The sequence below is a fragment of the Ahrensia marina genome (assembly GCF_001293565.1).
In the GTDB taxonomy this organism is placed as follows: domain Bacteria; phylum Pseudomonadota; class Alphaproteobacteria; order Rhizobiales; family Rhizobiaceae; genus Ahrensia; species Ahrensia marina.
Map to the genome: position 1 here is coordinate 72,973 of NZ_JXMU01000011.1, position 24,170 is coordinate 97,142.

Annotated in this window: 28 protein-coding genes and 1 pseudogene; 14 read left to right on the top strand and 15 right to left on the bottom strand. The window is 48.9% G+C overall.

What is annotated here, in order from left to right:
• Positions 1 to 14: 14 nt before the first annotated feature.
• Positions 15 to 1,196 carry a pyridoxal phosphate-dependent aminotransferase gene (locus tag SU32_RS08770; protein WP_053998981.1) on the bottom strand — a complete coding sequence of 394 codons (1,182 nt, stop codon included), beginning with the start codon at positions 1,194 to 1,196 and terminating at the stop codon, positions 15 to 17.
• Positions 1,186 to 2,241, bottom strand: a complete 1,056-nt coding sequence (locus SU32_RS08775) for a saccharopine dehydrogenase family protein (RefSeq protein WP_053998982.1) — start codon at positions 2,239 to 2,241, stop codon at positions 1,186 to 1,188. The genes SU32_RS08770 and SU32_RS08775 overlap by 11 nt, the downstream gene beginning before the upstream one ends.
• A gap of 99 nt (positions 2,242 to 2,340) precedes the next feature.
• Between SU32_RS08775 and SU32_RS08780 the strand changes: the two genes are divergently transcribed.
• The 7 genes from SU32_RS08780 (at position 2,341) to SU32_RS08810 (ending at position 6,274) form a co-directional block, all read left to right on the top strand.
• Positions 2,341 to 3,243, top strand: a complete 903-nt coding sequence (locus SU32_RS08780) for a LysR substrate-binding domain-containing protein (protein WP_053999071.1) — start codon at positions 2,341 to 2,343, stop codon at positions 3,241 to 3,243.
• A 133-nt stretch (positions 3,244 to 3,376) separates the two neighbouring features.
• Complete coding sequence (locus SU32_RS08785; RefSeq protein WP_053998983.1) at positions 3,377 to 3,706, top strand: hypothetical protein; 330 nt, start codon at positions 3,377 to 3,379, stop codon at positions 3,704 to 3,706.
• Positions 3,707 to 3,763: 57 nt separating this feature from the next.
• Complete coding sequence (locus SU32_RS08790) at positions 3,764 to 4,318, top strand: L,D-transpeptidase (protein ID WP_144421084.1); 555 nt, start codon at positions 3,764 to 3,766, stop codon at positions 4,316 to 4,318.
• Positions 4,315 to 4,620, top strand: coding sequence for a hypothetical protein (locus SU32_RS08795; RefSeq protein WP_053998984.1), 306 nt, complete (start codon positions 4,315 to 4,317; stop codon positions 4,618 to 4,620). Before SU32_RS08790 ends, SU32_RS08795 begins: the two co-directional genes overlap by 4 nt.
• Positions 4,617 to 5,105 carry a DUF411 domain-containing protein gene (locus tag SU32_RS08800; protein ID WP_053998985.1) on the top strand — a complete coding sequence of 163 codons (489 nt, stop codon included), beginning with the start codon at positions 4,617 to 4,619 and terminating at the stop codon, positions 5,103 to 5,105. Before SU32_RS08795 ends, SU32_RS08800 begins: the two co-directional genes overlap by 4 nt.
• Complete coding sequence (locus SU32_RS08805) at positions 5,102 to 5,791, top strand: L,D-transpeptidase (protein ID WP_053998986.1); 690 nt, start codon at positions 5,102 to 5,104, stop codon at positions 5,789 to 5,791. The genes SU32_RS08800 and SU32_RS08805 overlap by 4 nt, the downstream gene beginning before the upstream one ends.
• 63 nt (positions 5,792 to 5,854) lie before the next feature.
• Positions 5,855 to 6,274 (top strand): c-type cytochrome, encoded by a 420-nt coding sequence (locus SU32_RS08810; RefSeq protein WP_245625512.1) that lies wholly within the window; start codon positions 5,855 to 5,857, stop codon positions 6,272 to 6,274.
• Positions 6,275 to 6,333: 59 nt separating this feature from the next.
• Here the strand turns inward: SU32_RS08810 and SU32_RS08815 are convergent, their stop codons facing one another.
• Together SU32_RS08815 and SU32_RS08820 are read right to left on the bottom strand one after the other, a co-directional pair.
• Positions 6,334 to 7,308, bottom strand: coding sequence for a L,D-transpeptidase family protein (locus SU32_RS08815; protein WP_053999073.1), 975 nt, complete (start codon positions 7,306 to 7,308; stop codon positions 6,334 to 6,336).
• Positions 7,309 to 7,588: 280 nt separating this feature from the next.
• Positions 7,589 to 8,506, bottom strand: coding sequence for an MYG1 family protein (locus SU32_RS08820; RefSeq protein WP_053998988.1), 918 nt, complete (start codon positions 8,504 to 8,506; stop codon positions 7,589 to 7,591).
• A gap of 262 nt (positions 8,507 to 8,768) precedes the next feature.
• Between SU32_RS08820 and SU32_RS08825 the strand changes: the two are divergent.
• A pseudogene (locus tag SU32_RS08825) lies at positions 8,769 to 9,179 on the top strand (GNAT family N-acetyltransferase); the annotation flags it as partial.
• Between the two features lie 87 nt (positions 9,180 to 9,266).
• On the opposite strand, the gene SU32_RS08830 reads toward SU32_RS08825, so the two are convergent.
• Positions 9,267 to 11,126, bottom strand: a complete 1,860-nt coding sequence (locus tag SU32_RS08830; RefSeq protein WP_053998989.1) for a TRAP transporter large permease — start codon at positions 11,124 to 11,126, stop codon at positions 9,267 to 9,269.
• Between the two features lie 66 nt (positions 11,127 to 11,192).
• A complete protein-coding gene (locus tag SU32_RS08835) occupies positions 11,193 to 12,227 on the bottom strand; it encodes a TRAP transporter substrate-binding protein (protein WP_053998990.1) in 1,035 nt (344 codons plus the stop codon).
• Between the two features lie 124 nt (positions 12,228 to 12,351).
• On the opposite strand from SU32_RS08835, the gene SU32_RS08840 reads away from it, so the two are divergent.
• On the top strand, positions 12,352 to 13,074 hold the full coding sequence (locus tag SU32_RS08840; protein ID WP_053998991.1) for a GntR family transcriptional regulator: 723 nt from the start codon (positions 12,352 to 12,354) through the stop codon (positions 13,072 to 13,074).
• Positions 13,075 to 13,287: 213 nt separating this feature from the next.
• Here SU32_RS08840 and SU32_RS08845 read toward each other — a convergent pair whose 3' ends face one another.
• The gene (locus tag SU32_RS08845; protein WP_053998992.1) at positions 13,288 to 13,578 is read right to left on the bottom strand and encodes a YciI family protein; all 291 of its coding nucleotides are present in this window, start codon (positions 13,576 to 13,578) and stop codon (positions 13,288 to 13,290) included.
• A 112-nt stretch (positions 13,579 to 13,690) separates the two neighbouring features.
• Between SU32_RS08845 and SU32_RS08850 the strand changes: the two genes are divergently transcribed.
• Positions 13,691 to 14,005, top strand: coding sequence for a winged helix-turn-helix transcriptional regulator (locus SU32_RS08850; RefSeq protein ID WP_053998993.1), 315 nt, complete (start codon positions 13,691 to 13,693; stop codon positions 14,003 to 14,005).
• Positions 14,006 to 14,186: 181 nt separating this feature from the next.
• Here the strand turns inward: SU32_RS08850 and SU32_RS08855 are convergent, their stop codons facing one another.
• The 3 genes from SU32_RS08855 to SU32_RS08865 form a co-directional block, all read right to left on the bottom strand.
• A complete protein-coding gene (locus SU32_RS08855; RefSeq protein ID WP_053998994.1) occupies positions 14,187 to 15,362 on the bottom strand; it encodes a helix-turn-helix domain-containing protein in 1,176 nt (391 codons plus the stop codon).
• 178 nt (positions 15,363 to 15,540) lie between these two features.
• Positions 15,541 to 15,738 carry a hypothetical protein gene (locus tag SU32_RS08860; RefSeq protein ID WP_053998995.1) on the bottom strand — a complete coding sequence of 66 codons (198 nt, stop codon included), beginning with the start codon at positions 15,736 to 15,738 and terminating at the stop codon, positions 15,541 to 15,543.
• A gap of 294 nt (positions 15,739 to 16,032) precedes the next feature.
• The gene (locus tag SU32_RS08865; protein WP_053998996.1) at positions 16,033 to 16,638 is read right to left on the bottom strand and encodes a LysE/ArgO family amino acid transporter; all 606 of its coding nucleotides are present in this window, start codon (positions 16,636 to 16,638) and stop codon (positions 16,033 to 16,035) included.
• A 91-nt stretch (positions 16,639 to 16,729) separates the two neighbouring features.
• Between SU32_RS08865 and SU32_RS08870 the strand changes: the two genes are divergently transcribed.
• On the top strand, positions 16,730 to 17,599 hold the full coding sequence (locus SU32_RS08870; RefSeq protein WP_053998997.1) for a LysR family transcriptional regulator ArgP: 870 nt from the start codon (positions 16,730 to 16,732) through the stop codon (positions 17,597 to 17,599).
• A gap of 41 nt (positions 17,600 to 17,640) precedes the next feature.
• On the opposite strand, the gene SU32_RS08875 is transcribed toward SU32_RS08870, so the two are convergent.
• Positions 17,641 to 17,964: a DMT family transporter gene (locus SU32_RS08875; protein ID WP_053998998.1), complete on the bottom strand. Its 324-nt coding sequence runs from the start codon at positions 17,962 to 17,964 to the stop codon at positions 17,641 to 17,643.
• A gap of 398 nt (positions 17,965 to 18,362) precedes the next feature.
• On the opposite strand from SU32_RS08875, the gene SU32_RS08880 reads away from it, so the two are divergent.
• The gene (locus SU32_RS08880) at positions 18,363 to 18,947 is read left to right on the top strand and encodes a biotin transporter BioY (RefSeq protein ID WP_053998999.1); all 585 of its coding nucleotides are present in this window, start codon (positions 18,363 to 18,365) and stop codon (positions 18,945 to 18,947) included.
• A complete protein-coding gene (locus tag SU32_RS08885; protein WP_053999000.1) occupies positions 18,944 to 19,366 on the top strand; it encodes a DUF1284 domain-containing protein in 423 nt (140 codons plus the stop codon). Before SU32_RS08880 ends, SU32_RS08885 begins: the two co-directional genes overlap by 4 nt.
• 24 nt (positions 19,367 to 19,390) lie before the next feature.
• Here SU32_RS08885 and SU32_RS08890 read toward each other — a convergent pair whose 3' ends face one another.
• The gene (locus SU32_RS08890; RefSeq protein ID WP_053999001.1) at positions 19,391 to 20,266 is read right to left on the bottom strand and encodes a DMT family transporter; all 876 of its coding nucleotides are present in this window, start codon (positions 20,264 to 20,266) and stop codon (positions 19,391 to 19,393) included.
• 180 nt (positions 20,267 to 20,446) lie between these two features.
• On the opposite strand from SU32_RS08890, the gene mazG reads away from it, so the two are divergent.
• On the top strand, positions 20,447 to 21,274 hold the full coding sequence (gene mazG / locus SU32_RS08895) for a nucleoside triphosphate pyrophosphohydrolase (RefSeq protein WP_053999002.1): 828 nt from the start codon (positions 20,447 to 20,449) through the stop codon (positions 21,272 to 21,274).
• Here the strand turns inward: mazG and tmk are convergent.
• From tmk to SU32_RS08910, 3 genes are all read right to left on the bottom strand, one after another.
• The gene (tmk, locus tag SU32_RS08900) at positions 21,269 to 21,979 is read right to left on the bottom strand and encodes a dTMP kinase (protein ID WP_053999074.1); all 711 of its coding nucleotides are present in this window, start codon (positions 21,977 to 21,979) and stop codon (positions 21,269 to 21,271) included. The two genes, mazG and tmk, sit on opposite strands and share 6 nt — an antisense overlap.
• On the bottom strand, positions 21,976 to 23,184 hold the full coding sequence (locus SU32_RS08905; protein WP_483756990.1) for a D-alanyl-D-alanine carboxypeptidase family protein: 1,209 nt from the start codon (positions 23,182 to 23,184) through the stop codon (positions 21,976 to 21,978). Before SU32_RS08905 ends, tmk begins: the two co-directional genes overlap by 4 nt.
• Positions 23,185 to 23,288: 104 nt before the next feature.
• Positions 23,289 to 24,089, bottom strand: coding sequence for a septal ring lytic transglycosylase RlpA family protein (locus tag SU32_RS08910; protein ID WP_053999003.1), 801 nt, complete (start codon positions 24,087 to 24,089; stop codon positions 23,289 to 23,291).
• Positions 24,090 to 24,170: the final 81 nt, after the last annotated feature.

The window sequence follows — 24,170 nt, forward strand, 5'->3', positions numbered from 1 at the left end:
GATAAGGGCGCTTGTCAGCGTAGTTTTTTGAGGGCGTCGGCTATGCGCGACAAACCATTGTTGAGATCGCTTTGGCTGTAAGCGAAAGAAATGCGGGCATGTCCGGCCAGCCCGAAGGCTGACCCTGGAACAATGGCGATATGTGCTTTTTCGAGCAGCCAGTTGCAGGCGTCGCTGCAGCTCTTAAAACCGCCTTTGGCCATCATTTCCTCGATGTTGGGAAAAACATAAAATGCACCGTCAGGTTCAGGGCATGTGATGCCTGTCATAGCGTTTAATCCGGCAACCACCAATTTGCGCCGTGTATCGAAGTCTTGCAGGCGGTCTGTCAGTAATTGTCTATCGCCGGTTAGGGCAGCCAGTGCTGCCGCTTGGCTGATCGAACATGCGCCGGAGGTGACTTGCCCTTGAACGGCTGTCATGGCGCGGATCAAAGGCGCTGGCCCCACGCCCCATCCAATACGCCAGCCGGTCATGGCCCATGCTTTTGAAACACCATTGACGATCAAGGTGCGGTTTGCCAGTTCCGGTGCTGCGGCTGCAAAACTGACAAATGGCGCATAGCTTAGATGTTCGTAGATTTCATCGGCCAGCACCCAAACATGCGGATGGTTTTGCAAGACAGCGGCAAGGGCGCGAATTTCAGTTTTTGTATAAATGGCACCGGACGGATTGGACGGTGAATTGAGCATCAACCACCGCGTTTTATGTGTGATTGCCTCTTCCAACGATGCAGGTGTTATTTTGAAGCCTTGAGCCATCGGGCAGGGCACCGTAATGGCTTTCCCGCCCGCCATTGCAACTATATCGGAATATGAGGTCCAATAGGGTGTTGGAATAATAGCTTCATCACCTTCATCCAATGTGGCAAGCATGGCATTGGCCAACACCTGCTTGGCACCGGTGGACACGATTACCTGATCGCGGGAGGCATTGTTTTGCCTTGCAATTTCATCGCGTAGTTCATTTGTTCCGGCTGTTGCCGTGTAGCCGGTTTGTCCGGCGAGAGCGGCATTATGGGCGGCTTGAATCACAAAGTCAGGCGTAGGGAAGTCCGGTGCGCCGGTTGATAAGGCAATGACATCGGTTCCGTTGCTACGCATCTGAGCGGCCGTTTCGGAGATTTGTACAATCTGCGAAATCTCTATGCCGTTTATGCGTTTTGCGCGTTGGAACGCACTTACACTATCCAGCATAGCGCGCCCCGTTGGCTGTTTTTAAAAACGCAGCCAGCGAAATGTCTTCCTGTTTAAGAAAGCCTTGGTTCGGTAATGCGCCATCGCGCACCATTTCGATAACTGCGACCACCGATGATGCGGTTGTCCAAGCAATCGCGGTACGGTGTTTACCGGCAATCTCCAGCGGCTTTAAGCCTCGAACAAATTCACGGCGTTCCAGACGTCCTTCAATTGTGCCTTCCGCCGAAACATGAATATAAACGATGTCATCGCTGACCGGCGGCTTGGCATTGACGAGAATTTCACCAGCTTCCTTGCGGCGGTCGCGCATTAATAGTTCATGGAAGAAAAAGTTCATAAGGTCGACATGGCCGGGGTACCGCATGGTTTTATAATCCATGTTTGGTACTGTTTTGGCGTATGTCTCACACATCGTGCCCAGACCGCCCGAGGTGGTGAATGCCTCCAGCTCTATGCCGCCGATGACGATTTTCTCAACCCACTCCATCGGGGAAACCCACTTGGTTTCACCGTTTTCGAGCACTTCGCAATCATTGAGATATTCATTGACGACACCTTCCGGTGACCAGTTGAAGGAATAGCCCATAAGACCCGTCGGGTTTTGCGGCAGTGCGCCGACACGCATTTTGCATGAGCGGCATTCGTCGAATTTGGCAATGAGGTCAGCGCCTACAATGCCAACAAAGCCCGGTGCGAGGCCGCATTGCGGTGCCATCAACCCTTGGGACGTTTGAGAGAGTTTCAAAATTGCTTTGGTTGTCGGCACATCTTCGGTCAGATCAAAATAATGCAAACCCAGATCATGGGCGATTTGGGCAACGCCAATATTCAGAAAATAAGGAAGGCAAGACAGAACAGCGTCCATATCGGATAGCGCATTTTTAAGCGCTTCCAAGTCAGACACATCCACGGCTTTGGTTTCAAAGGGCAGGCCCGTAATAGCGCGATTGTCGATACCTGTTACTTTAAAGCCCGTATCATGCAGCAGTTCGCCTGCCAGCGTGCCGACTTTACCCAACCCCAGAATCGCGATGTTTTGCATGTGAACTCTTCCCTGTTTGGCAAGATCGTAAGCACAATTCACATTGCAATAAATATCTGCGATATGTATTTATTCATTCACAAAACGAATGGGTTATTCATGGCACAATCCGAGCGCCTACCGACACTTGCTGTATTGAGATGCTTTGAAGCCTCTGCCAAGCAGGAGAGTTTTACCGCTGCGGCAGAAGAGCTGGGGCTGACGCAAAGCGCGGTTAGCCGGCAGGTAAAAGAACTGGAAGATCAAATCGGCGCGCCTTTGTTTCGGCGCGAAGGCCGCGGTGTACGATTAACCGGCGCAGGGCGGGCACTGGCTGATGCCGTGTGTGATGATTTGGAGCGGCTTCGCCGGACGGTGCGCCATGCTGTTGCCGCTGGAACTGGGCCGCAAGTTTTGGCAATTGCCGCACCGCCGACATTTGCGGCACGCTGGTTAGTGCCCCGATTGCCGGAATTTCGCAATATGCATAACGGGTTGGAAATGGTGGTGTATAGCCGTTCCGAGCCATTTGATTTACATAAAGAACAAATCGATGTTGCGGTTCATTTTGGCGGGTGGGACTGGCCGGGCGCCCAGCTTTCTCCTCTATGTCCGGAAACACTGGTTGCTGTTGCTGCGCCTGATCTGGTTGCACGCTATGATGTGTCAGAACCGATGGATGTGCTGAACATGCCGCTTTTGCATTTATCTTCACGGGGTCATTTGTGGGAAGAGTTTGCGCTAAGCGTGGGCGAAAACGGGTCAACACTACGCAGGGGAAGCACTTTCGATCAATTCAGTCTTGTTATCTCTGCCGTACTTGTCGGAATGGGCGCGGCGATTTTACCAACCTATCTGATTGAACCCGAACTCAATGACGGCCAGCTAATCCAGTTGGCAGATGTGACAACCGACACAGCGAAAAGTTATTTTGTAGCAACGCCTATGGGGCAAAATCTGCCACTTTCAGCTTCATTTACTAGCTGGCTTCGCAAGCAAGTGGTTCAACCTCGTGCATTCTAACTGCCGACTATTGAATACTAAGTGTCTGTTTTATAATGCTATTGATCAATCGATGTTGTGATCAAACAAATGTGTTTTCGCCTGTGACCTGATGTCTCTGGAAAACTTCAAAGGGGCGGTGTATGAGAGGAATATGCGTGGTTTTGTAGCTACATTGATGGTTCTGGTTTTAACAATGGCATTATTGCCGTTGCAAATGCCGTTCGCCCAACACAATGAGCCTAGCCATGCTGCAACGATTCTCAGTGACGCTGGCATGCAGAATATAGAGTCTGGTTGTTGTGATATGCCGATGAATGCTATGCATCACGCCGGTGCCCACTGCTTTTTGGATTGTCCAGTATTTGCTTATCATTCTGGCATCTATTTTGATGCTCATGCGGTCCGATATCCAAATGTCGCAAATGACCGTCTCGTTTCAGAAACGGCCTCCGCACATTTTAGACCCCCAATTTTCATTTAATCAGATTTTAGCGCCGATAGCGGCGCTACATCCGATTTTTGAAATAGAGGGTAAGTCATGCTTACAAGACGTTATTTATTGCTTGGTTTAACAACCATAGCATTTTCACCCGCATTGCCGACTTGGGCACATAAGATAGTAAAGCTCAGTCGGGAATTTCACCCGCAAACCGTAGCCTTTTCAGGTTATGCGCCGGGCACGATTATTGTCGATCCGCACAATTATTTTCTGTACCTGCAACTTCGTGGCGGTAAGGCCCGCCGCTATGGTGTGGGTGTTGGCAAGGCCGGGTTGGCTTTTCGAGGAATAGCATCCGTTGGCCGAAAAGCGAAGTGGCCACGGTGGACACCCACAAAGAACATGATTCGCCGTGAACCTTCGAAATACGCCAAGTTTGCAGGTGGCGTACCAGGCGGGCCCGGCAATCCGCTGGGCGCACGCGCGCTTTATCTTTACCGCAACAATCGCGATACGCTTTACCGTATTCATGGCACCACCGATCCTTCTTCCATTGGGCGATCAGTTTCAAACGGCTGTATTCGTATGGTCAATGAACATGTCGAAGATTTATACGAACGTGTTCCGGTGGGTACAAAGGTGGTTGTCATATGAACGGACCCTCAGAAAACAAATTATCGCCATATAGTTCTACCAAGGATGCTTATGCGCTCAATGAAACCAATAACACGCGAGCAGTAAAACACCGTAAAGCCATGAATAAGTTGATGATTGCATGTTGTGTACCGATGATTGTCGGTGGCGCAATTGTCTTCTTTTCAATTCCCGAGGGTCAAAGCCTAGGCACAAAACTGGCTGCTTTAGCACCAATCTCAGGCTGTTTTGTGATGCATTTTATCATGCACAAATTCATGAATAGGGCATGCTGCTCAAGCGTTAAAAAGGAAGAAAAATGAGAAATTCAAAGAACATCGCAATTTTGGCTTCTATGGTCATGACAACTCTGCCGTTGGGCGCCATATCGCATGCTGCCAGTGAAAATGATGACCGGACCATGACTGTCTTTAAGACACCGTGGTGTGGTTGCTGCGAAAGCTGGGTCGATGCGATGAAAGAGGCTGGTTACAAAGTTGAAGTAAATGATCTTGAGGATTTATCCCAGATCAAGAAGCAAGCCGGTATCACAACGGATTTGGAAGCATGTCACACTGCGGTTCTTGGCGGCGAAAGGAAATATGTTCTGGAAGGGCATGTTCCGCTTGCAGCAATAGAAAAACTTCATTCTGAACGGCCGGAGATCAAAGGTATTTCAACACCGGGAATGCCGATGGGCTCTTTGGGAATGGGTGATGATGAAAATGCCCGATATACTGTGTATGCTTTCACCAACCGTTCGGGTGAGCAACCCACAGTGTTTTTTGAAGCTGGTAAGGATCAATGAGTTATAACTTTAAACCTGTTCAAAGACGGAAATTTTTGACCGGATCGGCAAGCCTATTGGGGCTTGCCGTTACCGGATGTTCAACCATTGACACATTGAATCCGGTGCCTGAGGCGCCGAAAACACCTTCTATCGCGCCAAGTTATGTTGCAGCTTATGGCCCTATGCCGCAAGAACGGTTTCCAGTCCCGGCCGTTGATCTGGAAAAAGTGCCACAGCAGTTCTGGCGCCGTCAGGTTGATTATACGACGCCATATCCGGTCGGTACGATCATTGTCGATACAAGTTCCTTCTTTCTTTATCTTGTTCAAGAGGGCGGCAAAGCGATGCGCTACGGCGTTGGTTTGGGCCGTGCCGGTTTTTCATGGTCAGGTGAGGGGCGAATTGCTTGGAAGCAGGAATGGCCTAAATGGACACCGCCTGCTGAAATGATTGCCCGTGAGCCGGAACTTGAAAAGTGGAGCGCGGAGAACGGCGGCATGCCGCCCGGACTAGATAATCCGCTGGGTGCTCGGGCGCTTTATATCTTCCAGGGGAATGTGGACACACTTTACCGAATACATGGTTCTCCAGAATACTGGACAATCGGTAAGGCTGTTTCCAGTGGCTGTGTAAGGTTGATGAATCAGGATATTATTGACCTTTATTCGCGTGTGCCAAAAGGGTCGGTACTAATTGTTACCTGATTGTTTCTACCCGTGAAAAGACGACAGTTCTTGATTCTCGCGGGCAGTCTGTCGCTTCTTCTAGTGGGCATTGCAATTGTCAGGCTGCACCAACTTGAAGAGCAGCCGGTTGCTATTTTACGACCGGATGATGCTGCTTATGTTTCTGAGGGAAAAGTAGTTTACGCTGAGAATTGCACGTCATGCCACGGCGCGAAATTAGAAGGGCAGGTTGCGGATTGGAAAAGTCCGGATGCGAACGGAAGGCTGCCCGCGCCACCTCATGATGATACCGGCCATACGTGGCATCACCCAGATAAGACATTATTTGATATTACTAAATTTGGCGTCGCTAAAGCGGCGAATCTGAAGAATTATGATTCGGCTATGCCCGCTTATGAAGGCATTCTTTCGGACCAGCAAATTGTAGCGGTTCTTTCCTATATAAAAAGTACGTGGCCCGATGATATCCGGCAACGCCACGACATGTTAAACCAGCGCTGACGCGCTACACCTGTGCGAAGCGCCGCTTAGGAAATAAACGCTATCAATGCCTTATTGGCTTATTCTTCCGGCGTATGCGGATCGGCCAATGCCGCCTTGGGGCGACTAACCGGTACAGATTTAACAGATGTTTTCTCTGCCAAATGTTTATGGCCTTTATTTTCAAGAATATTGCGGAAGCTGATGTGCATACCGCCATCTTCATAGGCAAGGGGAGCGGGTGCCTGTTCAGCGTCAAAAGACCCTTCCATCGATATTGCCGCTTCCATACCGAATGTTCTCTCACTTGCAATTGCAGATACGAGACTGTCATCAGCACAGGCTGCCAAAGGTGATTTTCCTTCATAGCTAAGTGCTGCTTCACCAAACATATAACGCCCCTCACAATAACCCACATAAGGCTGCTGGCGGGTTCTTTCGAAAATATCGTAGCCATATTTTAAGTCACGCCAGAATGCGTAATTCTCATTGCCGCGGTGGCGGGCCATATTGGCTTTGGTCATTCGGAACGGATAAGCCTGAACCTGAAAGTTTTTCTGGCCGCGTCGTAAAGCGTCACGGACAACGGCGTATACTTCAGCGACTTGTTCATCCGTGATGGCAAAACAGCCCGCAGAAGAGCAGGCACCATGAACCATCATCGCATCTCCCGTATATCCCAAAGCTCTTTCCAATCTGTTCGGATAGCCGAGATTAAACGATAAATAGTATGCAGAGTTCGGGTTCAGCAATGCGGTTGATACGTGATAAAATCCTTCCGGCGCTTGCCGGTCACCGCTTTTTTTCTTCGGTCCAAGTTTGCCGGACCACCGGCACATTGGATAGGTTTTGAGCAACGCATATTTGCCTGTCTTATCAACCTTCCAAAGTTCAAGCTCGCTTTCCTGTTTAAAAATTCGGATGAGAACAGGACTGCCATTTGACATGGACTTCTTGTTCATCTGTGCAATCAGCTTGGAAGGAACTTTTATTTCGCCGCGAACAGGCACGTCCAGCACGCTGCTGACGCAGCCTGAAAGCAATATGCCTGTCATAGCGAGTCCAAAAGATTTAAAAGCGAGCTTCAAAATAAATTCCAAACAAATCAGGCGTATCAAATGCCGTCGTGATGTAGCAAAATTAGTACGCGTCAAACAACCTTTCAATAATACAATTTATTGTGAGTTATCACAATTTAAGAAATGTTTTATTAACGAGCTAAGCTATTTTAATGCCAACCTAATTTGATGCATTACTAATAATTGCGGCAATTTCACGATAACCACGCGCTTTAGCGTGCACAAGCGGCAAAGACTAATAGGTTGACTGCTATAACTATTTTAATTCTTTCACCGCAATTTGCGCCATTTTCATGATCGCTTCACGGGAGTCTGCGACCGCTAGAAAGCGTGCGTTGTGGCAAAATTTAGCGCCTTTCACGCCGCACGCTTCTTCCAGCGCTGCATCTGATAGCCCTGCCCAAGACGCAGGAAGGTCGGCGCGCTGGTCAAATGTATCGTTTGACAATTTTATGCCGTTCAATGTCCATTCATTCCCGCGTGGATTAACAACGAACATGATGTGATCGGCTTTGGTTTTTTCCAGTGCTGACAGGTGTGGCATGCCGGTTGGCAACTCCAGTATTGGTGAGTCACCAGTTTCAGCAATGGCTTTTAATACGATACTTTGCGCTCTGGCTTTTGCTTTGAGCGTATGGACGAAAGCTTCAACAAATTGGCGTGCGATAGGCAGGGCAGTAAAAAACGCACCGTCATCGGCCGTTGGTGACGGATCATCAAAAACCGGTTTCAAGCTCGTTAAAAGCGCAGGTAATGTTAAATTGGACAGCGGCCCTGCCACTGACGGTTCGATTGCGCCATTGTCCAAAAGGTCAATTGGCAGAACGAATTTGGCATCGAATTTTTCGTGAATTTGCTCAATGTCATCAGCCGGCACATCCATGGCTTCAAGATATGCGCGTCCATAGTGCTTCCATATCAAGCCGAACGAACTGAAGGGCTGTCCATCTTCGCGTTGCGGATTTGGCCGCTGGTGATGGTCAAAGATTTGGGCTTTGGCATCGTAATCTCCGCCAACATCAAAGATGATCTTGTCGGCAGATGGCGTAATCCATTGCTGTTCGCGGCTACGGATGAGTTCTGCTTGCGGGTAAAGCTGTGTAAGCACGACAGAAGATAATAATTCATCTGCATGAAAGCCACCGGAATGGGTGACAAGATGGGTGATAATCATAGGGGGCTCCAAAACACAGCTTTTCAATCCAACCGCCATTTAAGGTGAATGGCTAAATATTCGGGCCGTATTCACAGCCAATGGCGGCAAGATCAACCATTTTATTTGATTACATCGAAACGTCACGATACCCGATGACAATGTGCTTTTCGTTAAAGTGAGACGTGTGCCTTTTGATTCCTGAGATTGAGACTGATCGGTTAATTCTTCGCGGCCCAAAACCGGCAGATTTGCCGGTTTATGAAAGTTTTTTGCCGACGAAAAGGCATCGGCAGGGTATGGCGGACCACGTAATGCCGGTCAGGCTTGGCGGAATTTGGCGCTTGATATCGGCCACTGGGCACTGAGAGGTTATGGCCGCTGGGCTGTAATCGAAAAGCAATCGTGTGAAATGGTTGGAAGTTGCGGATTATGGTGGCCGGCGGGCTATCCGCGTTCGGAATTAACTTCGTGGATTATATCATCCGCCCGCAGGAAAGGTTACGCCAAAGAGGCGTCGATTGCCGCTATTCAATACGGATATAATGATCTTGGCTGGTCAATCGTCGAAACCCATATAAAAGATGATAACCACGCTGCAAGGCATCTGGTTGAATCGCTTGGAGGTACTGTTATCGCCAGAGAAACCTTTCCTGACGGGTTGGAAAGAAATATCTGCAAACTACCTCAGTAAAGTCGCGGCCAACCTCTCTTCTTTCGAGTGCTTTCCGCCGTCCGGCTGGAGCATGTCCAGCGCAGACAGTCATCAGGTGCTTACTGTTTACGGCCCGAACCATTTTATCGGTAGCATAGTAAATTGAGGCACCAGCGTAATGAGGACGAGAATGACCAGTTGTGCTGCAACGAAGGGCAAGATTGCCTTGAAGACAGCTGTTGAGTCGGTCCGTCCCACCCGTGCGGTTGTAAATACAAGCACACCAAGTGGCGGCGTGAGCGCACCAATCACCAGATTGATAACCATAACGACACCGAAGTGAAGCGGATCCACGCCGGCAGCGATAACCACCGGTACAAGGATTGGCACAAGAATGACCAAGGCTGCAATCATCTCGATAAACAGGCCAACAAATAAAAGGAACAGGTTTATCAGCAATAACAATAATATAGGGTCTGAACTTAATGTTCCGAGCCACGCCGCTATCTTCTGAGGCGCTTGCTCGAACGTCAAAATCCAGGCGAAGGGAGAGGCCGCAGCGATAATAACGGCAACAGCAACCGTGTCTTCTGCAGCTTCACGCAGCGCTCCGATTAGATTGGCTGCGCTCAAAGCACGGTAGATAAAAGCACCGCAAAAAAGAGCGAATAAAAACGCCATTGCACCGGCTTCTGTTGCGGTAAAAATTCCGAAGCGCACGCCGCCAACGATCAGTACCGGAAGAAGGAGCGCAGGCACTGCGAGGCCGAAGGCACGCCAGCGCTCTGCACCAGTTGAGCGTATTTGTTCACCGCCATAGCCCTTTATTGTGGAGACGATGTAAACGACGATCGACAATGCCAAAGCAACCATCAAGCCGGGTACAATGGTTCCGACAAAGATTGCGCCAACTGAGACCGAGGCGAGGGCGGCATAAATGATCAGCCCCAAACCTGGCGGAATCATATTGGCCAGCGTCGATGCCGCCGCAGTCAACGCGCAACTGAACGGGCGGTCATAGCCATGCTTTTCCATTTGGGGGACCAGCAATTTGGCGGTTGCCGATGCGTCGGCTGTTGACGAACCGGAAACGCCGGCAAGCATGACATTGGTTGCAACGTTAGCCTGTGCGAGTCCGCCTTTGAAATGTCCCACCATATGCGATGCAAGATCAACAATACGCACGGTAATACCGCCTGCATTCATGACTGCTGCGGCCATGATAAAGAATGGAATTGCCAGCAGCGTAAAGGAATTAAGTGACCCGGACATGTTCTGCGTGATGATCACAAGCATGGATGCGGGCTGCGTTGACATCGCCGCAAAAGAACCAAGTACCAACGCAAACATTATCGGTATCTCAAGGAAGATGAGGGCCAGACCAACAATCATCAAAATAGAGGAGATGCTCAAGCTTCCCCACACATTGCTTCCTGTATGGCGTAAAACATAATAAAATCCGATGCCGGCCAGCAATGTTGCCAAACCTGACCACCATGATGAATCTTTTATCGGCCGTGATAAAAACACCAGCCCCATCAGGCTGCCGATTGGCACGGCCATAAACATGTATTTTAGCGGGATTTGTAACGCCGGTGTGACCTGCATTGAACGTTGTGCAAAGTCGATACCGTGTACAACCATCATGTAACAAGCAGTCGCAATAAAAATACGCAATAAAACAGCCTGAATGGCCTGAATTTTTTGCGGCAGCATTTTGACAAACAGTGAAATAGCGATATGCCGGTCGCGGTGTACTAAAACCGCCATGCCAAGAAAGATCGACCAGATGAACAGAAACTGCGCCAGCTCTTCAGGCCAGGGCAGGGAAGCGTTCAGCACATAGCGACAAAAGACCTGCAAAATGGCAATACATGTTGCCAGCAATATTGCCATAACCGAAAGCGCTTCCAGAATGCGGTCCAACCAAGTCAATCCAATAGACGCTATGGATTGCTTTACCGGTGCGCTGAATGTTTCCGTCATCTAATTCCCCATATTCAAAGTCGTAAAAAGCCCGCCCGACTGAGTAGGGCGGGCAAGTTGGGAGGATTAGCCTAATGCACGAATTTTCGCGATCATTTCAGCTGTTTCAGGGCTTGCTTCGCCCATTTTCTCGAACAGGAATTCAGTTTTCTCTTCCCATTTTGCACGTTCTTCAGCCGGGAAAGGTTGAACGGTACAGCCAACGGCCTTGAGATCTTCAAGCGCCTGGTCTGCGCCCGCACGGTTGATTGTGCGCTGCTCAGCGAACACTTCTTTGGCTGATGTACGGCACAATTCCTGCAAGTCAGCAGGCAGTGAATCAAGCCATGCAGCGTTCATACGGATCGCCTTTGGCAGGAACCAATGGTAAGTTGGCGTAATATTTGTAGCCTGCTCATGCCATTTAAATCCGAGTACTGAGAAGTAATCAGAGTCCAAACCGTCAATAATACCGGTTGAGAGCGCTGAGTATTGTTCCGAATATGGCAGCGGTGTCGGATTGGCGCCCAGTGCTTTCCAGAATTCGACCCAGATGTTCACTTCAGGCACACGAAGCTTTACGCCCTGAAGGCTTGCAAGATCCGTAACCGGTTCTTTTGTCAAAAGGTGTCTGAAGCCAACTTCGCCATAAGCGATGAACTCGACGCCTGTTTTCTCCCGTGCAATCTTGCTGATTTCGTCACCGATATCGCCTTGCAGAACAGCATCAACATGCGCTTCATTTTTATAAATGAAGCCTGGCGCACCAGCGGTTGCGGCAATCTCAGGCGCAATGGCTTCTTCACTGTCAGGACCGGCGGCTGTGACCTGAACGGTGCCGATGCGGCTCATTTCCAGCAATTGTGCCAAGCCACCAAGCTGGCTGGCAGGGAAATGCTGCGCATCAATGCGGCCTTCACTGCGCTCGTTGAGAATTTTTGCCCATTTATCAAAGGCATTTGTAAAAGGCGAACCAATCGCTTCTGAGTGAGCGATTTTACAAACGAATTTTTCTTGGCTGTATGCGCTTTTTATCAGCGCAGGCATAGCCAGTGCTGCAACACCGCCACCGATTAATTGACGCCGATTTATTGAGAAACTTTTGCGCAGTTTATCCTTCATGATATTACCCTCCCTTGAGTGTTTAAACAGTTTGGCAAAGTTTTCCCTCGTGGAATTCACGTCTTCACCATACCGGTATGGTAGTGTATAGTACGTAAAACGCAAAATGCAAAATGGAATTTAAATGATAAATCCACTACGGCTTGATCAACCCATAGCACCGCAACTGTTTTCCGAGCTGCGGCTGGCTATAATTGAAATGCATCTCAAGCCGGGTGAGGCGTTGTCGGAAAAGGAAATTTCGCTGAAATATGGTGTTAGCCGTCAGCCGGTTCGCGAGGCATTTATCAAGCTGTCAGAAGCTGGTTTGGTGGAAATACGGCCAAGCCGCGGGACATATGTCAGTAAAATTTCAGTGCGCAGGGTTGCAGATGCGCGGCTCGTGCGTGAGGCAGTTGAATGTTCATTGGTACGTAATGCGGCACGTCTTGCTAAAGCCAAAGATTTTGAGCTGTTGGACAAATTGCTCGACGAACAGGCTCAAGCTTTTGCCGAGGATAATTTTGTCCGGTTTAATCGCAGTGATAACTTTTTCCATCGTGCGATCGCTAATATTGTACAGTGCGATTACGCGCTTAAAACCGTTGAAGGCGCACGCAATGAGATTGACCGGGTCCGGTTCTTGAGCCTGGGCATAGCGACACCGATGAAACGATTGATCGAGCAACATAAGAATATTGTATCTGCCATACGTACAGGAAAAGCAGATATGGCTGATGAAGCTATGCGTGAACATTTGCGGGAAATTCTGCTGGCATTACCGCAATTGGCTGAAGCCAATCCGGATATATTTGAAGATAGATCGCTACCGGAACACACAATCTATATTATCAATGAGATGTCTTAAACGAAGGGCTGTTACTCGAATTCCAAACCTGCACCGGTTATTAGTGACATAAAATAGTTCCATAATCTATCTTATGCGACAATTGGATGTTGCGCCTCAATCCCGTTCACTTGTTGGGAATGCCCGAGATCTGAGCCAATGAAGTTAAGTGATTTGGTAGATTTCAAGCGATGAGAAAGCATTGAAATCTACCAAACATATTTCGGATGAACTTCAGTTGTTGTCTGTTAGGAAATCCAACTGGGAAATCGTCCGCTTTACATCAACGGTATGAATTTCAGCAGACACAATTCCTTGCTCGACAAACGGGTCAGCATTTACGCGCTCTTTGATAGCAGCTTCGTTCTCGTTGCTTGCAAGGATAAAACCTCCACCGGATTTTAGTGATCCAACAAGTTTGAATACGTCTTCAGCAAAGCCTTTTGCGATCCATGAATTGTGCCCTTCCATGAAATCTGGCGCCGCAGCTTTGTTCTCGGCAAATTTTAGCAGGATTACGTGCATAGGTAGTCTCTTTCATGCTGTACAAATTTGAAGCACAGTTTCACCTTTACATTGATTTGCAAAGTAGGCAGTCTTTTCTTACTTAGTATCTATTTCATACTAATGAGGTATTATGTCTGAAAATGAAGATATTTGTCCGGCTCCGATCATTTTCACGATGATTGGCGGCAAGTGGAAACTTTCAATTTTGAAAGCATTGATTTTCAAGGGTACCATGCGCTTTGGCGCGCTTCGTCGGGAGATTGATGGAATAACGCAGACTATGCTTACCCAGCAATTGAGAGCCCTAGAAGCAGATGGTTTGGTAGAACGTCAGATATTTCCGGAAGTCCCTCCCCGTGTAGAATATAGCGTGACCGACGATGGTAAAGCATTAAAGCCGGTGTTTGAAGCAATGCACAAATGGTGGCTTGAGCAGAAGCGATAAATTCGTTTATTCCATGTAAGTAATTGATTATCTATGCTTTTAGTATTAAGCTTAATGCAATCGCCCACATTATGCAGCCGACAAAAACATCCAGAATTTGCCACGCACGTGCATTTGCGAAATATGGTGCATCGGGTCTTGTTTCACAAAAGCGGGGCAATACATCTGTTGGTGCTTGTCTTCACCGCAGTACTGCCGGCAATTTTCTCATGCCAGAGGGGGTTCTTCCTGTTTCGCGCTTGAATGCTTTGTAGAACGCTGAGCGCGAGTTAAAGCCCACGTCGTATGCTATAACCAGTATTGTCTCATCTGTCTCGTTGAGCTGCTTGATCGCATCTTTAATTCTCCAACCATTCACCAGATCGAAAAAGTTTTTATTCAATTGTGTATTCAGAGCCTGAGACACATAATGAGATGTAACCCCGATGTGCTTTGCCAAATCCCAAAGCGATAAGTTCGGGTCGCGATAAAGGCTGTCCTTGGCCATCGCTGCTTCAATCTTGCGCGCGATGTGCTCAAGGCGATCATCATCAAGTGCAGATTTCTCATATTTTCGCGACGGTGTATCACCAGGCTCTGGCAGAACGGCAACGGGTTGACGTGTCATTCCTGGACGCTGCCGTAATCCCCAAATGCCGATGGCCCAGAAAACACCTAGCAAGGCCGCCCCGTTCAGTGTCGGCAACCAATTATTATAGGTCTCTTCATTAAAGATGCCCGACACAACCGATGCGGTGAAAGCAATGCTTACGCAGAGATAAAATGCAATGCAGATCAAGATCACCCATATCCACGTCAGCTCCCGGTTTTCCGTACTGGCAAACACATCCTTGAGACGCTTACGGTATGTCATGAGGCGGCGGATTGTCAGATAGACATAGACTGCAATCATTGCTTTGAATACGAAGTCTGCCAGAAGAACCATCAACGCAATAAGGGTAAATCCCAACAAGCGCGGGTCGTCATCGTTCATCTCGGATTCGGCAAACCCGGCGGGAAGAAAAAGTAGAGACCAAAACGATACCAAAACAAAGATCATCGGGATCAGGTGGTAGCTTAATTTCGGGATATTTTCCGTTGGCCCTTCTGTCGTGAGCGCACGGACATATGCCCAAAACAGGAACGGAATAGTGCTTTCCAAGCCGCCGACAAGAACGCTTATATGGAAAAGAACGCCAACGCTATCAGGGTCATATGTTTCCGTCAGTGCGGCGACGCCTGTAGAGACGCCTTGAAACAGAAACAGCAAGGCAAGAGGCAAATATACGCCGATGTCCTGTCTTCTGAGCAGCAAAAGATGCGCGCAGAACAAACAAATAGCTGTTATGAATATGCTGATGGATATGTCCGAAGTCATTTGATTTTCGTTTAACTTTCTTCGTTCAATAGAGTGATATGCCGCACGCTTCAGCGTATTGCAATTTGCAGCGCGGATTTGGGCAGCGCAGACTGTCGACGCAGCTGCCCAAGCTGTGATTTGGTTGATTTATTTCTTTAGCGTGCGCATACCAGTTCTGCAGGTAGCCGCCACCTCGTTAAAAGCCTGCAGCCGTTGTTGCCAAGAGCTGGCCTTCTGCGGCAACCCTCTCCTGAACCGCCCTGCACGCCTCCAGGTTTCCTTTTATACATGCGGCATCAAGCTGAGTGCGTGCCGAGCGTTCTGCGGTGGTCTCGCAAGCGGTAAGGCCGAGTACGGCGATGCCGATAACGGCGAAGATCTTTGTTCTTTTCATTGATATTTCCTATTTTGGTTTTACGTATCGTCGTAACGGAGGGCTATCGTCCGAAAGCGACGCATGTCTTGAATGTTTTTGTGATCTATGAGCGGGTTGTGGCTGCTTCTCCTGATTGATCGGTCAGGATCACCTATCAACCGCGCAGCGCTTCCTGTCGTCCGCCCCAACAGGCGAAGACACTTTTCTTAGTAATTTATGGGGTGCTAACCAGCCATGCATCGACAAACGCTCGCTTGACCTGCGAAACCAGCGTTTGCAAGTTCAATAGCGTGGCGGACTGACCGTAATTATTTATTGGGCTCTGAATAATAAGCTGAATGCAATCGCCCACATTACGCAGCCAACAAAAACATCCAGAATCTGCCACGCACGTGCATTGGCGAAATATGGCGCAACTAGACGCGCGCCGTATCCTAAAGTCACAAAAAAGCTGAAAGACGCTAACGCTGCGCCGATCCAAAATATGAAAGCATCATTTGGATATTGCGCCGATACAGAGCCAATCAATACGACAGTATCCAGATACATGTGCGGATTGAGCCATGTCACCGCCAGGCACGTTAATACTGCGGATTGCCAGCTTTGTTTTATATTACCGACGGCATGTAATACGCCTGAGCCTGTCCAGGCTGAGTAGAAAGATTTTGCGCCGTAGAAGATTAGAAACGCCACACCGCCATAAAGCAGAAAGTCGGTTAATCGCGGGATTTCTGTCGTCATCCAGTTAAAGCCGGCAACGCCCACACCAATCAACAGAGCATCTGTAATCGCGCAAATGATGACGACAATACCGACATTTTGCCGTTGAAGACCTTGTTTGAGTACAAACGCATTTTGCGCACCGATAGCAAGAATGAGAGACAGGCTGACGCTAAAGCCTGTGAAAAATACGCTCATTTTATTATCCAGTAATCATTTCATTGACTGGCATATCGAAGAAAGTATCCTTAGCCAAATTAAATGATATTTATTTGCATTAGGAAAATTAATGTTCAAGCATCCTCAACTGGAAGCTTTAAACGCCGTGATACGCACGGGTAGCTTTGAGGCTGCCGCTGCTTATCTCTCTGTCACCCCTTCTGCTGTTTCACAGCGGGTAAAACAGTTGGAGGAACGCGTTGGCATGATTCTGATTGAGCGCTCATCGCCATGCCGGGCCACGCCCGCAGCAGCCAGAATGATCAAACACAGAGATCAATTGCACTTGTTGGAGCGCGAGCTTTCTGTTGATCTTGGTCTTTCAGTTGATAATTCGACACCGGTTAGAATTGCTGTCAATGCTGACAGTCTTGCCAGTTGGCTACTGGCTGGACTTGCACAGGCCGGGGGCTTCTTTTTTGACCTTGTTATTGATGATCAGGACCACTCAGAAAGCTGGCTTAAGAACGGCGAAGTGGCCGGCGCAATCACGTCGCGCATAACCCCGTTGCAGGGTTGTGATTGTTTCCAGCTGGGCACATTGAAATATATTGCCACGGCTAGCCCCGCATTTTGCCAGCGTTATTTTTCCGACGGCATTAATGTCGATAATTTTCTGAAGGCGCCCGCTTTGACCTTCAATTCCAAAGACAGATTGCAGCGTGATTGGGTGGCAAAAGTAGTTGGCAAACCCGTCAATATACCAACTCATTACATCGCCAGCAGTCATGGCTTTGTCGATGCGGCGCTGCTTGGCATAGGTTGGGGAATGAACCCGACTGCACTGGTTGACCAGCATATTCAAAAAGGTCGTCTCATACCGCTTGTGGCCGATCAACCGCTTGAAACACCGCTCACATGGCAAGTTAATCGGCTCACAGCAAGAGCACTGCTTCCGGTCACAGAAGCAATTTGCAAAGCGGCTAAAGAGCTTCTTTGAAAGATAGCAAGGTTTGCTTTGTGCAAATGCCGATATGCGCTTTATACCGTTGTGCTTGAGACTTTCATGAGAATTATGCCAGCCAGTATCAAAGCGCCAGCAGTTAGCCGCATTGGGCTTATGCTTTCGCCAAGCACAAAAATACCAACGGCAAAGGCCCCTATTGCGCCAATACCGGTCCATACAGTGTAAGCTGTGCCTAGTGGAAGTGAGCGCATAGCTAGCGCAAGTAAAGAAAAACTAGCAATCATTGTGATGATGGTGATGGAGCTTGGCGCCAAAAGCGTGAAGCCTTCGGATTTCTTCATGAAAAACGCCCAAACAATTTCCAGCAAACCTGCGAGTACGAGATATATCCAAGCCATTATTGACCCCTTTTTGGGGTCGTCCCCGAATAATTCGCTTGAGTGCAGGTCGTCCTGTACTAGCTGTTACCTATGGTCAGAAATTGGAAATTTCAAGATATTTTGCCGCTGCATATTTAGGGCGGCAAACCAATGTTTTGGCAGCACTATCAGGATAGAGCTTTTTTCAAAAAGGTGTTTCTCCGCATGTTAACCCGCTGATGCAATGTGTGAGAACAGACAGACAAGAAAGTGTATTTGTCATCACGCCGTATAGCTCAAATGTGTCTATGCCGAGTGCAAAACAGCACAATTTTTATCTTTGGACGACCGTTCTGCGGTGGCTGCAATGAATTGCAATGAGACCTAAGTGCCGTTAAAGACTTGGCGGAAATTCACACATCGGAGAATGAACTTCTATGACTCAATCAAGCACACTGAAGACAGCATCCAATCCGCTCAACCTTCAGCAAAGGTCCCTCGCCTGGCAAATCACAGCCGTCGTTCTTGGTACAATATTCCTCGCGGTTTCCTCCTATATCGAAGTGCCAATGGTACCTGTTCCAATTACGATGCAAACATTTGCTGTCGCTTTGGTTGGCGCACTTTACGGCTGGCGTTTGGGTGCAATCACAGTCACGGCATGGCTGGTTGAAGGCGCTATGGGCTTTCCTGTTCTTGCTGGCGGTGCCGGCGGTCTTGCTCATTTTGCAGGCCCAACGGGCGGTTATTTATTTGCGTTCCCGTTTGCTGCCGCTGCTGCCGGCTGGCTTATCGAAAAAGGCTGGAATGGCGATCGCCTGTTTCTGGCGTTTTTGGCAATGCTGATCAGTAATGCAATTTGTCTTGTAGTGGGGGCAACCTGGCTGTCATTCATGATCGGCGTAGAAAAAGCGATTGCTTTTGGCGTAACGCCATTCCTTTTGGGCGCAGTTTTAAAATCCGGTTTGGGCGCAGCAACGCTCAAACTCTTTAAATGGGGCGCTGAACGTCAACGTTCATGACGGTTCGACTTCGTCCACACCATCTTCTTTGCCTGCTAACCTATGTGGGCAAAGGATATAGCGCTGAATTTATCGCGAATTACGATAGGATTGCAGCGCGCCTTTCAGACGGTGAAGATATCGAGATTGTTGCGGGGCCTGATGATATCTGCGCTCCGCTTCTTGATGATGCTGAGGCACATTGCTGGCGGGACAGTATCACCATTCGCGACAAAGCTGCCGCCGCAGCGCTCACCGAAAAGCTTCAAACATCGATTGATGCTGGCCTCAGACTTTCTCTGAGCCAATCCACTCTCAATAAAATGCGAAAATCATTTGCTGCTGGCTCAATCCGGCAGGCCTGTACCAGATGTGAATGGCACGATTTGTGTACTGACGTCGCCGCATCCGGCTATGACAATGCCAAAGTCAGCAAATAGAACCGCTGTGGCCCGAGTCTGAGACTATGATTTGCGTGCGGCCTGTTTTAGGGCAAAGCCGATAAAGCCGGTTGCCAGTAAAAGCGCCAGTCCGAGCAAACTCAAACTATCCGGCAATGTATCAAACACGATGACGCCCAAAATAGTCGCGGAAAGCAATTGAACATACACAAGTGGCGCCAAGCGTGAAGCGTCGGCCATTTTGGTTGCAGTCACATAAAGCAAATTGCCAATGGCTGAACAAGCGGCGCTCAAGAGTACAAGTATAGTGACATCCATATCCATTTGAGGGGCTGCAGGGATGCCCCAAGGTGCCAGAATGACAGCGCCAACAATAAGGTTTGACAAAAGAAGGCTTCGTGAATTTGACAGATGCGAAAGCCATTTTGTGGCAACCAGAAAACAGCCATAGAAAAGACCGGCACTCACCGCCCATAAATGTCCGACAGTCAGACCAAAGCCGGGTTTGACGACAAGCAAGACACCGCAGAAGCCGATAAAAAGCAAAAAAGTCCTTACGCCGGAAATCTCCTCTTTTAAAAGCCAACCGGCAAGAAAATAGGAAATGATTGGTCCAATAAAGAAGGCTGCAAATACATCTGCAATAGGCGTTGTTGAAAGCGCGGTTAATATACATATGATGGCGAGCATAATAAAAATACCGCGCAGCCATACGCGCCAGTTGGATAGAATTTTATAATCAAACTGCCTGCCCGCATATGCTGCAATGATCAATATTGAGCCGAGTGCAAACCGGCTCCAGGCGACGAAGACCGGCGCAATAGCGCCCTGATCTGTCATGCCGGATGTCATCCATTTTCCAGCGGTATCGCCTGCTGGAATAAACATCATCCCAAGGCACATAATAAGTGCGGCTTTGACTAAAGTTGTTTTTTCCATCTAATGGCGGATGCCCAAATTGTTTCTAAATAGCATTGTTGATACTCTAAAAAACGGATTCACAAGGTCTGTTGGCCGCTGTTTGGTTCGGTCGTGATAGATTGCATATGAGGAAACATTGGCCTTTGGACAAAGCGTGTTTGGGCGTGACAAGTGCAATAAATTCGTCAATCTAAAGGAATGGAACCTTCAAACGATATTAAACGTCTCGTCGACATAATGGCGCGTTTGCGTGATCCGCAGAACGGTTGTGCCTGGGATGTCGAGCAAACATTCGAAACCATTATGCCTTATACAATTGAAGAGGCATATGAGGTCGCAGACGCCATTGAACGCGGCGATATGGATGATCTGGCTGACGAGCTTGGAGACCTGTTGCTGCAGGTTGTTTATCACGCGCGCATGGCTGAAGAAGCCGGTTTGTTTGCATTTGGTGATGTCGTTCATGCGGTAACAGATAAAATGATCCGCCGTCATCCGCATGTTTTCGGTCCTGACAACACCCGCAGCATGACAATGGCTAAAGGCATGTGGGAAAAAGTCAAAGCACAAGAAAAGGCCGATAAAGCCAAAAGGCAACTTGAAGCTGGCACAATTAGCAAACGGCCCTCTTTGTTGGATGATGTGCCACGCGCGCAGCCATCGCTTATGCGTTCGCTAAAACTGCAAAAGAAAGCAGCCACTGTTGGCTTTGACTGGTCTGAAGCGGAGCCGATTCTTGATAAAATACATGAGGAAATCGGCGAATTGAGCGAAGCGATGCAAAGCGGCGATGAAAAACATATTACAGAAGAATATGGTGATCTTCTCTTTGTGATGGTCAATCTGGGGCGGCATTTGGGCATCGAGGCCGAAGCTGCACTTGCCGGAACCAATTTAAAGTTCAGCCGGCGCTTTGCATTTATAGAGGAAAAGCTGGATCAGGCCGGAAAGTCGATCAAAGATGCAAGTTTGGATGAAATGGAAGCGCTGTGGCAATTGGCCAAGACAGAGTTGAAGCCTTTATGAATGGTGGACTTTTTCGTCGCTACGGTTGAATTCGAAACCGGCATTGCCGAGTGCTTCTTGAACAACGGTCCAAATCTCGTCAGCAATCTCCTCAATCGTTCCTGATGCGTCGACAACTTTACAACGATCCGGCTCGGCCGCTGCAATTTCCAGAAAAGCTGCCCTGCGCGCCTGATGTTTTGCCAGTGTTTCGCGCTCAAACCGGTCAACGTCCACATCCGCCCCCCGCCGCTCGGCAGCGCGGTCCAGACCAATCTTAGGATCCATGTCCAAAATGAGCGTGAGATCGGGGCTTGTCTCATGAATTGCGACCCGCTCCAGCGTGCGCAGGAAATCACTGTCCAGATCGTTCGACGCACCCTGATACACACGAGTCGAGTCCATAAAACGGTCAATAATCACCACATTGCCGCGCTTTAATGCCGGTTTGATGACGTTTTCGACATGATCGAGCCGAGCCGCCGCAAAAAGAAGAGCTTCCATTTGTGGACCGAACGGTTCCGCCGCCGCTTTGTCCAGCACGACATGGCGTACAGCCTCCGCACCGGCTGTCCCGCCCGGTTCCCGCGATATCGTTGGTGAGAAATCCAGTTCAGCCAATCGTTCGGCGAGTTTGCGAATCTGCGTGCTTTTGCCGACGCCCTCTCCGCCTTCGAAGCTGATGAAAAAGCCCGGCCCCTTACGAATTGATTTAGTCGTGCTCAATTCTTGATCCAACCGATCGCTAGTTCAGTAATGGCATCAAGTGCTTGCCTATGGATTGGTCCTTTTGCAATGGACGCAGCAGTAAGCAATGGCGCCTGCTGTGCAAGTTGATCGCCGATATAGACATTCAGCGTCGCAATTTCCTGACCCTCTTTCACCGGAGACGCAATCGGACCCTCATAAGTAATCCGTGCCTTTAGTTTATCGCGATTGGTGAGCGGCACCAGAATTGTCACTCGATCCTTGGTTTTTAGTGGGACATGAAGATATGCGCCGCCATATAAACGCGCCTGCCCTACCACTTCATCTTTGTCGAACAATGTAAATGGCTCGAATGCGCGCAAACCCCACTGAAGCATTCTTCGGGACTCTTCGGCTCGTTCCCGTTCGCTTTCAAGACCGCTCATAGCAACAACCAAACGACGCCCGTCCTGTTTAATGGATCCGACAATTGCGTAGCCTGATGCTTCGGTATAGCCGGTTTTCAAGCCGTCAGCGCCGATGTCCATGCCAATTAACGGATTGCGGTTTCGCTGACGTATCTTGTTCCAGGTAAATTCGGTTTCAGAATAATATTTGTAATAGTCCGGATATTCCCTTTGCAGGTGAAGCGTTAATGTCACCAAATCACGGATTGAGACTTTCTGCTCCGGATGCGGCAGGCCGGTCGAATTGTAAAAAATGGAATCCTGCAGGCCGATTTGTCTGGCGCGATCATTCATAAGCCCCGCAAAGGTCGCCTCAGAACCTGCCATCCCCTCTGCAATGATGATGCAGCCATCATTGGCCGATTGCACGATGACTCCTCTTATCAAGTCCTCAAGAGGAATCGAAGACTTGAGCTCTGCAAACATCGTCGATGTGCCCGAAGGCGCGCCGCCTGTCCGCCAAGCGTTTTCACTGACATAAAACTCGTCCGTCAAAGTAAGACGGCCTGTTTTCAGCGCATTGAACACAACTTCCATTGTCATCAATTTGGCTAGCGATGCGGGTGGTATTTGCTCGGATTCCTGCTTTGAAAACAAAATAGAGCCGGTTCCGACATCCACCAGCATTGCCTGTTTGGCGCGTGTTTCAAACAGTTGCGCTTGGGCAGCACAAGTCATTGCAAAAAGTGTGAAAACAACGATCGACAGTATCGCAGCCACTTTTTGCAGCGGAAACGCCGGATTTTGAAAACTGGACTTAACTGAAATGGTAATCATCAATCAGGAACACTTTGAAACACAAGGAGCTTTCCTTGTAGCGCGTGCCAGATCAGCAATGCAAATGTCAATTTAAGATTGTATTATGCCAATGGCCGTTGGTATTAGTCGCGGCTGTTCATGCGTTTCCACAAAAGGCTGGTTTTTTCGGTTTTATAAACGTCAAAAGCCGCATTCACCCGCTGTGATGCATAAGCCGAAACAGGCACGTGTGGTCTTGGTGCGGTGATATCCGAGCCAGATGCTGTTAGAATATTTGCATCAACTCCGGGCAATGGCATTGCCGGGTTGCCGCTATGTCCTTGTACAGACGCCATCAAATATGCATCGTCCTGCCCGTGCAATGGCGCAGGGCCAACATATTCTACTCTCACTTCGGCTGTACCGAGCAAGGTATAGTCCAGAATTTCAGCAGCGCGCTTTGACAGGTCTATGACGCGATCATTGGAAAACGGACCACGGTCATTGACGCGAACAATGACGGAATGGCCATTTTTCACGTTCGTTACACGCGCATAGCTTGGCAGCGGCATTGTTTTGTGCGCTGCCGTTAAATGGTTCATGTCATAGACTTCGCCATTGGCGGTTTTGCGACCGTGAAATGCCTTGCCATACCAGGAAGCGCGGCCAAACTGGACCGGCTTTGGTGTGTTCGTCGGGTGGTAGCGGCGTCCTTTTACAACATAGGATGAGCCGACTTTGGCATAACCACCACCGCGTGGCAGCTTGGTACCTGTCGCGACAATCGGGCTTGCCGAAACGCCATAGGCGCTTTCTGTGAAGTTTTCCGCACCGGATGTCGCGCCGTTATCCAACGGGCCTGGCGCGGCGAAATTCATTTTAGCGCGTGGCGTACCGGATTCGGTGCCAATTTTCGACGTGGAAGATGAACATGCAGAAAGCATAGCGCTGCCTATGAAAAGGCATGCCAAAACTTTGATTCTGTTTTTGTATAGATTGTCCACCATCGCTAGGTGACATACACA

Bases quoted from the DNA above. Each gene is read 5' to 3' on its own strand.
- SU32_RS08855 (WP_053998994.1), bottom strand. From the start codon at position 15,362: ATGACTTCGGACATATCCATCAGCATATTCATAACAGCTATTTGTTTG.
- SU32_RS08845 (WP_053998992.1), bottom strand. From the start codon at position 13,578: ATGCACGTAATCCTGCTAAAATTTGCCGAGAACAAAGCTGCGGCGCCA.
- SU32_RS08890 (WP_053999001.1), bottom strand. From the start codon at position 20,266: ATGGAAAAAACAACTTTAGTCAAAGCCGCACTTATTATGTGCCTTGGG.
- SU32_RS08785 (WP_053998983.1), top strand. From the start codon at position 3,377: ATGCGTGGTTTTGTAGCTACATTGATGGTTCTGGTTTTAACAATGGCA.
- SU32_RS08910 (WP_053999003.1), bottom strand. From the start codon at position 24,089: ATGCTTTCTGCATGTTCATCTTCCACGTCGAAAATTGGCACCGAATCC.
- SU32_RS08830 (WP_053998989.1), bottom strand. From the start codon at position 11,126: ATGACGGAAACATTCAGCGCACCGGTAAAGCAATCCATAGCGTCTATT.
- SU32_RS08860 (WP_053998995.1), bottom strand. From the start codon at position 15,738: ATGAAAAGAACAAAGATCTTCGCCGTTATCGGCATCGCCGTACTCGGC.
- SU32_RS08805 (WP_053998986.1), top strand. From the start codon at position 5,102: ATGAGTTATAACTTTAAACCTGTTCAAAGACGGAAATTTTTGACCGGA.
- SU32_RS08880 (WP_053998999.1), top strand. From the start codon at position 18,363: ATGACTCAATCAAGCACACTGAAGACAGCATCCAATCCGCTCAACCTT.
- SU32_RS08865 (WP_053998996.1), bottom strand. From the start codon at position 16,638: ATGAGCGTATTTTTCACAGGCTTTAGCGTCAGCCTGTCTCTCATTCTT.
- SU32_RS08885 (WP_053999000.1), top strand. From the start codon at position 18,944: ATGACGGTTCGACTTCGTCCACACCATCTTCTTTGCCTGCTAACCTAT.
- SU32_RS08780 (WP_053999071.1), top strand. From the start codon at position 2,341: ATGGCACAATCCGAGCGCCTACCGACACTTGCTGTATTGAGATGCTTT.
- SU32_RS08775 (WP_053998982.1), bottom strand. From the start codon at position 2,241: ATGCAAAACATCGCGATTCTGGGGTTGGGTAAAGTCGGCACGCTGGCA.
- SU32_RS08870 (WP_053998997.1), top strand. From the start codon at position 16,730: ATGTTCAAGCATCCTCAACTGGAAGCTTTAAACGCCGTGATACGCACG.
- SU32_RS08800 (WP_053998985.1), top strand. From the start codon at position 4,617: ATGAGAAATTCAAAGAACATCGCAATTTTGGCTTCTATGGTCATGACA.
- SU32_RS08835 (WP_053998990.1), bottom strand. From the start codon at position 12,227: ATGAAGGATAAACTGCGCAAAAGTTTCTCAATAAATCGGCGTCAATTA.
- SU32_RS08840 (WP_053998991.1), top strand. From the start codon at position 12,352: ATGATAAATCCACTACGGCTTGATCAACCCATAGCACCGCAACTGTTT.
- SU32_RS08850 (WP_053998993.1), top strand. From the start codon at position 13,691: ATGTCTGAAAATGAAGATATTTGTCCGGCTCCGATCATTTTCACGATG.
- SU32_RS08815 (WP_053999073.1), bottom strand. From the start codon at position 7,308: ATGACAGGCATATTGCTTTCAGGCTGCGTCAGCAGCGTGCTGGACGTG.
- mazG (WP_053999002.1), top strand. From the start codon at position 20,447: ATGGAACCTTCAAACGATATTAAACGTCTCGTCGACATAATGGCGCGT.
- SU32_RS08790 (WP_144421084.1), top strand. From the start codon at position 3,764: ATGCTTACAAGACGTTATTTATTGCTTGGTTTAACAACCATAGCATTT.
- SU32_RS08875 (WP_053998998.1), bottom strand. From the start codon at position 17,964: ATGGCTTGGATATATCTCGTACTCGCAGGTTTGCTGGAAATTGTTTGG.
- SU32_RS08770 (WP_053998981.1), bottom strand. From the start codon at position 1,196: ATGCTGGATAGTGTAAGTGCGTTCCAACGCGCAAAACGCATAAACGGC.
- SU32_RS08795 (WP_053998984.1), top strand. From the start codon at position 4,315: ATGAACGGACCCTCAGAAAACAAATTATCGCCATATAGTTCTACCAAG.
- SU32_RS08820 (WP_053998988.1), bottom strand. From the start codon at position 8,506: ATGATTATCACCCATCTTGTCACCCATTCCGGTGGCTTTCATGCAGAT.
- SU32_RS08905 (WP_483756990.1), bottom strand. From the start codon at position 23,184: ATGATTACCATTTCAGTTAAGTCCAGTTTTCAAAATCCGGCGTTTCCG.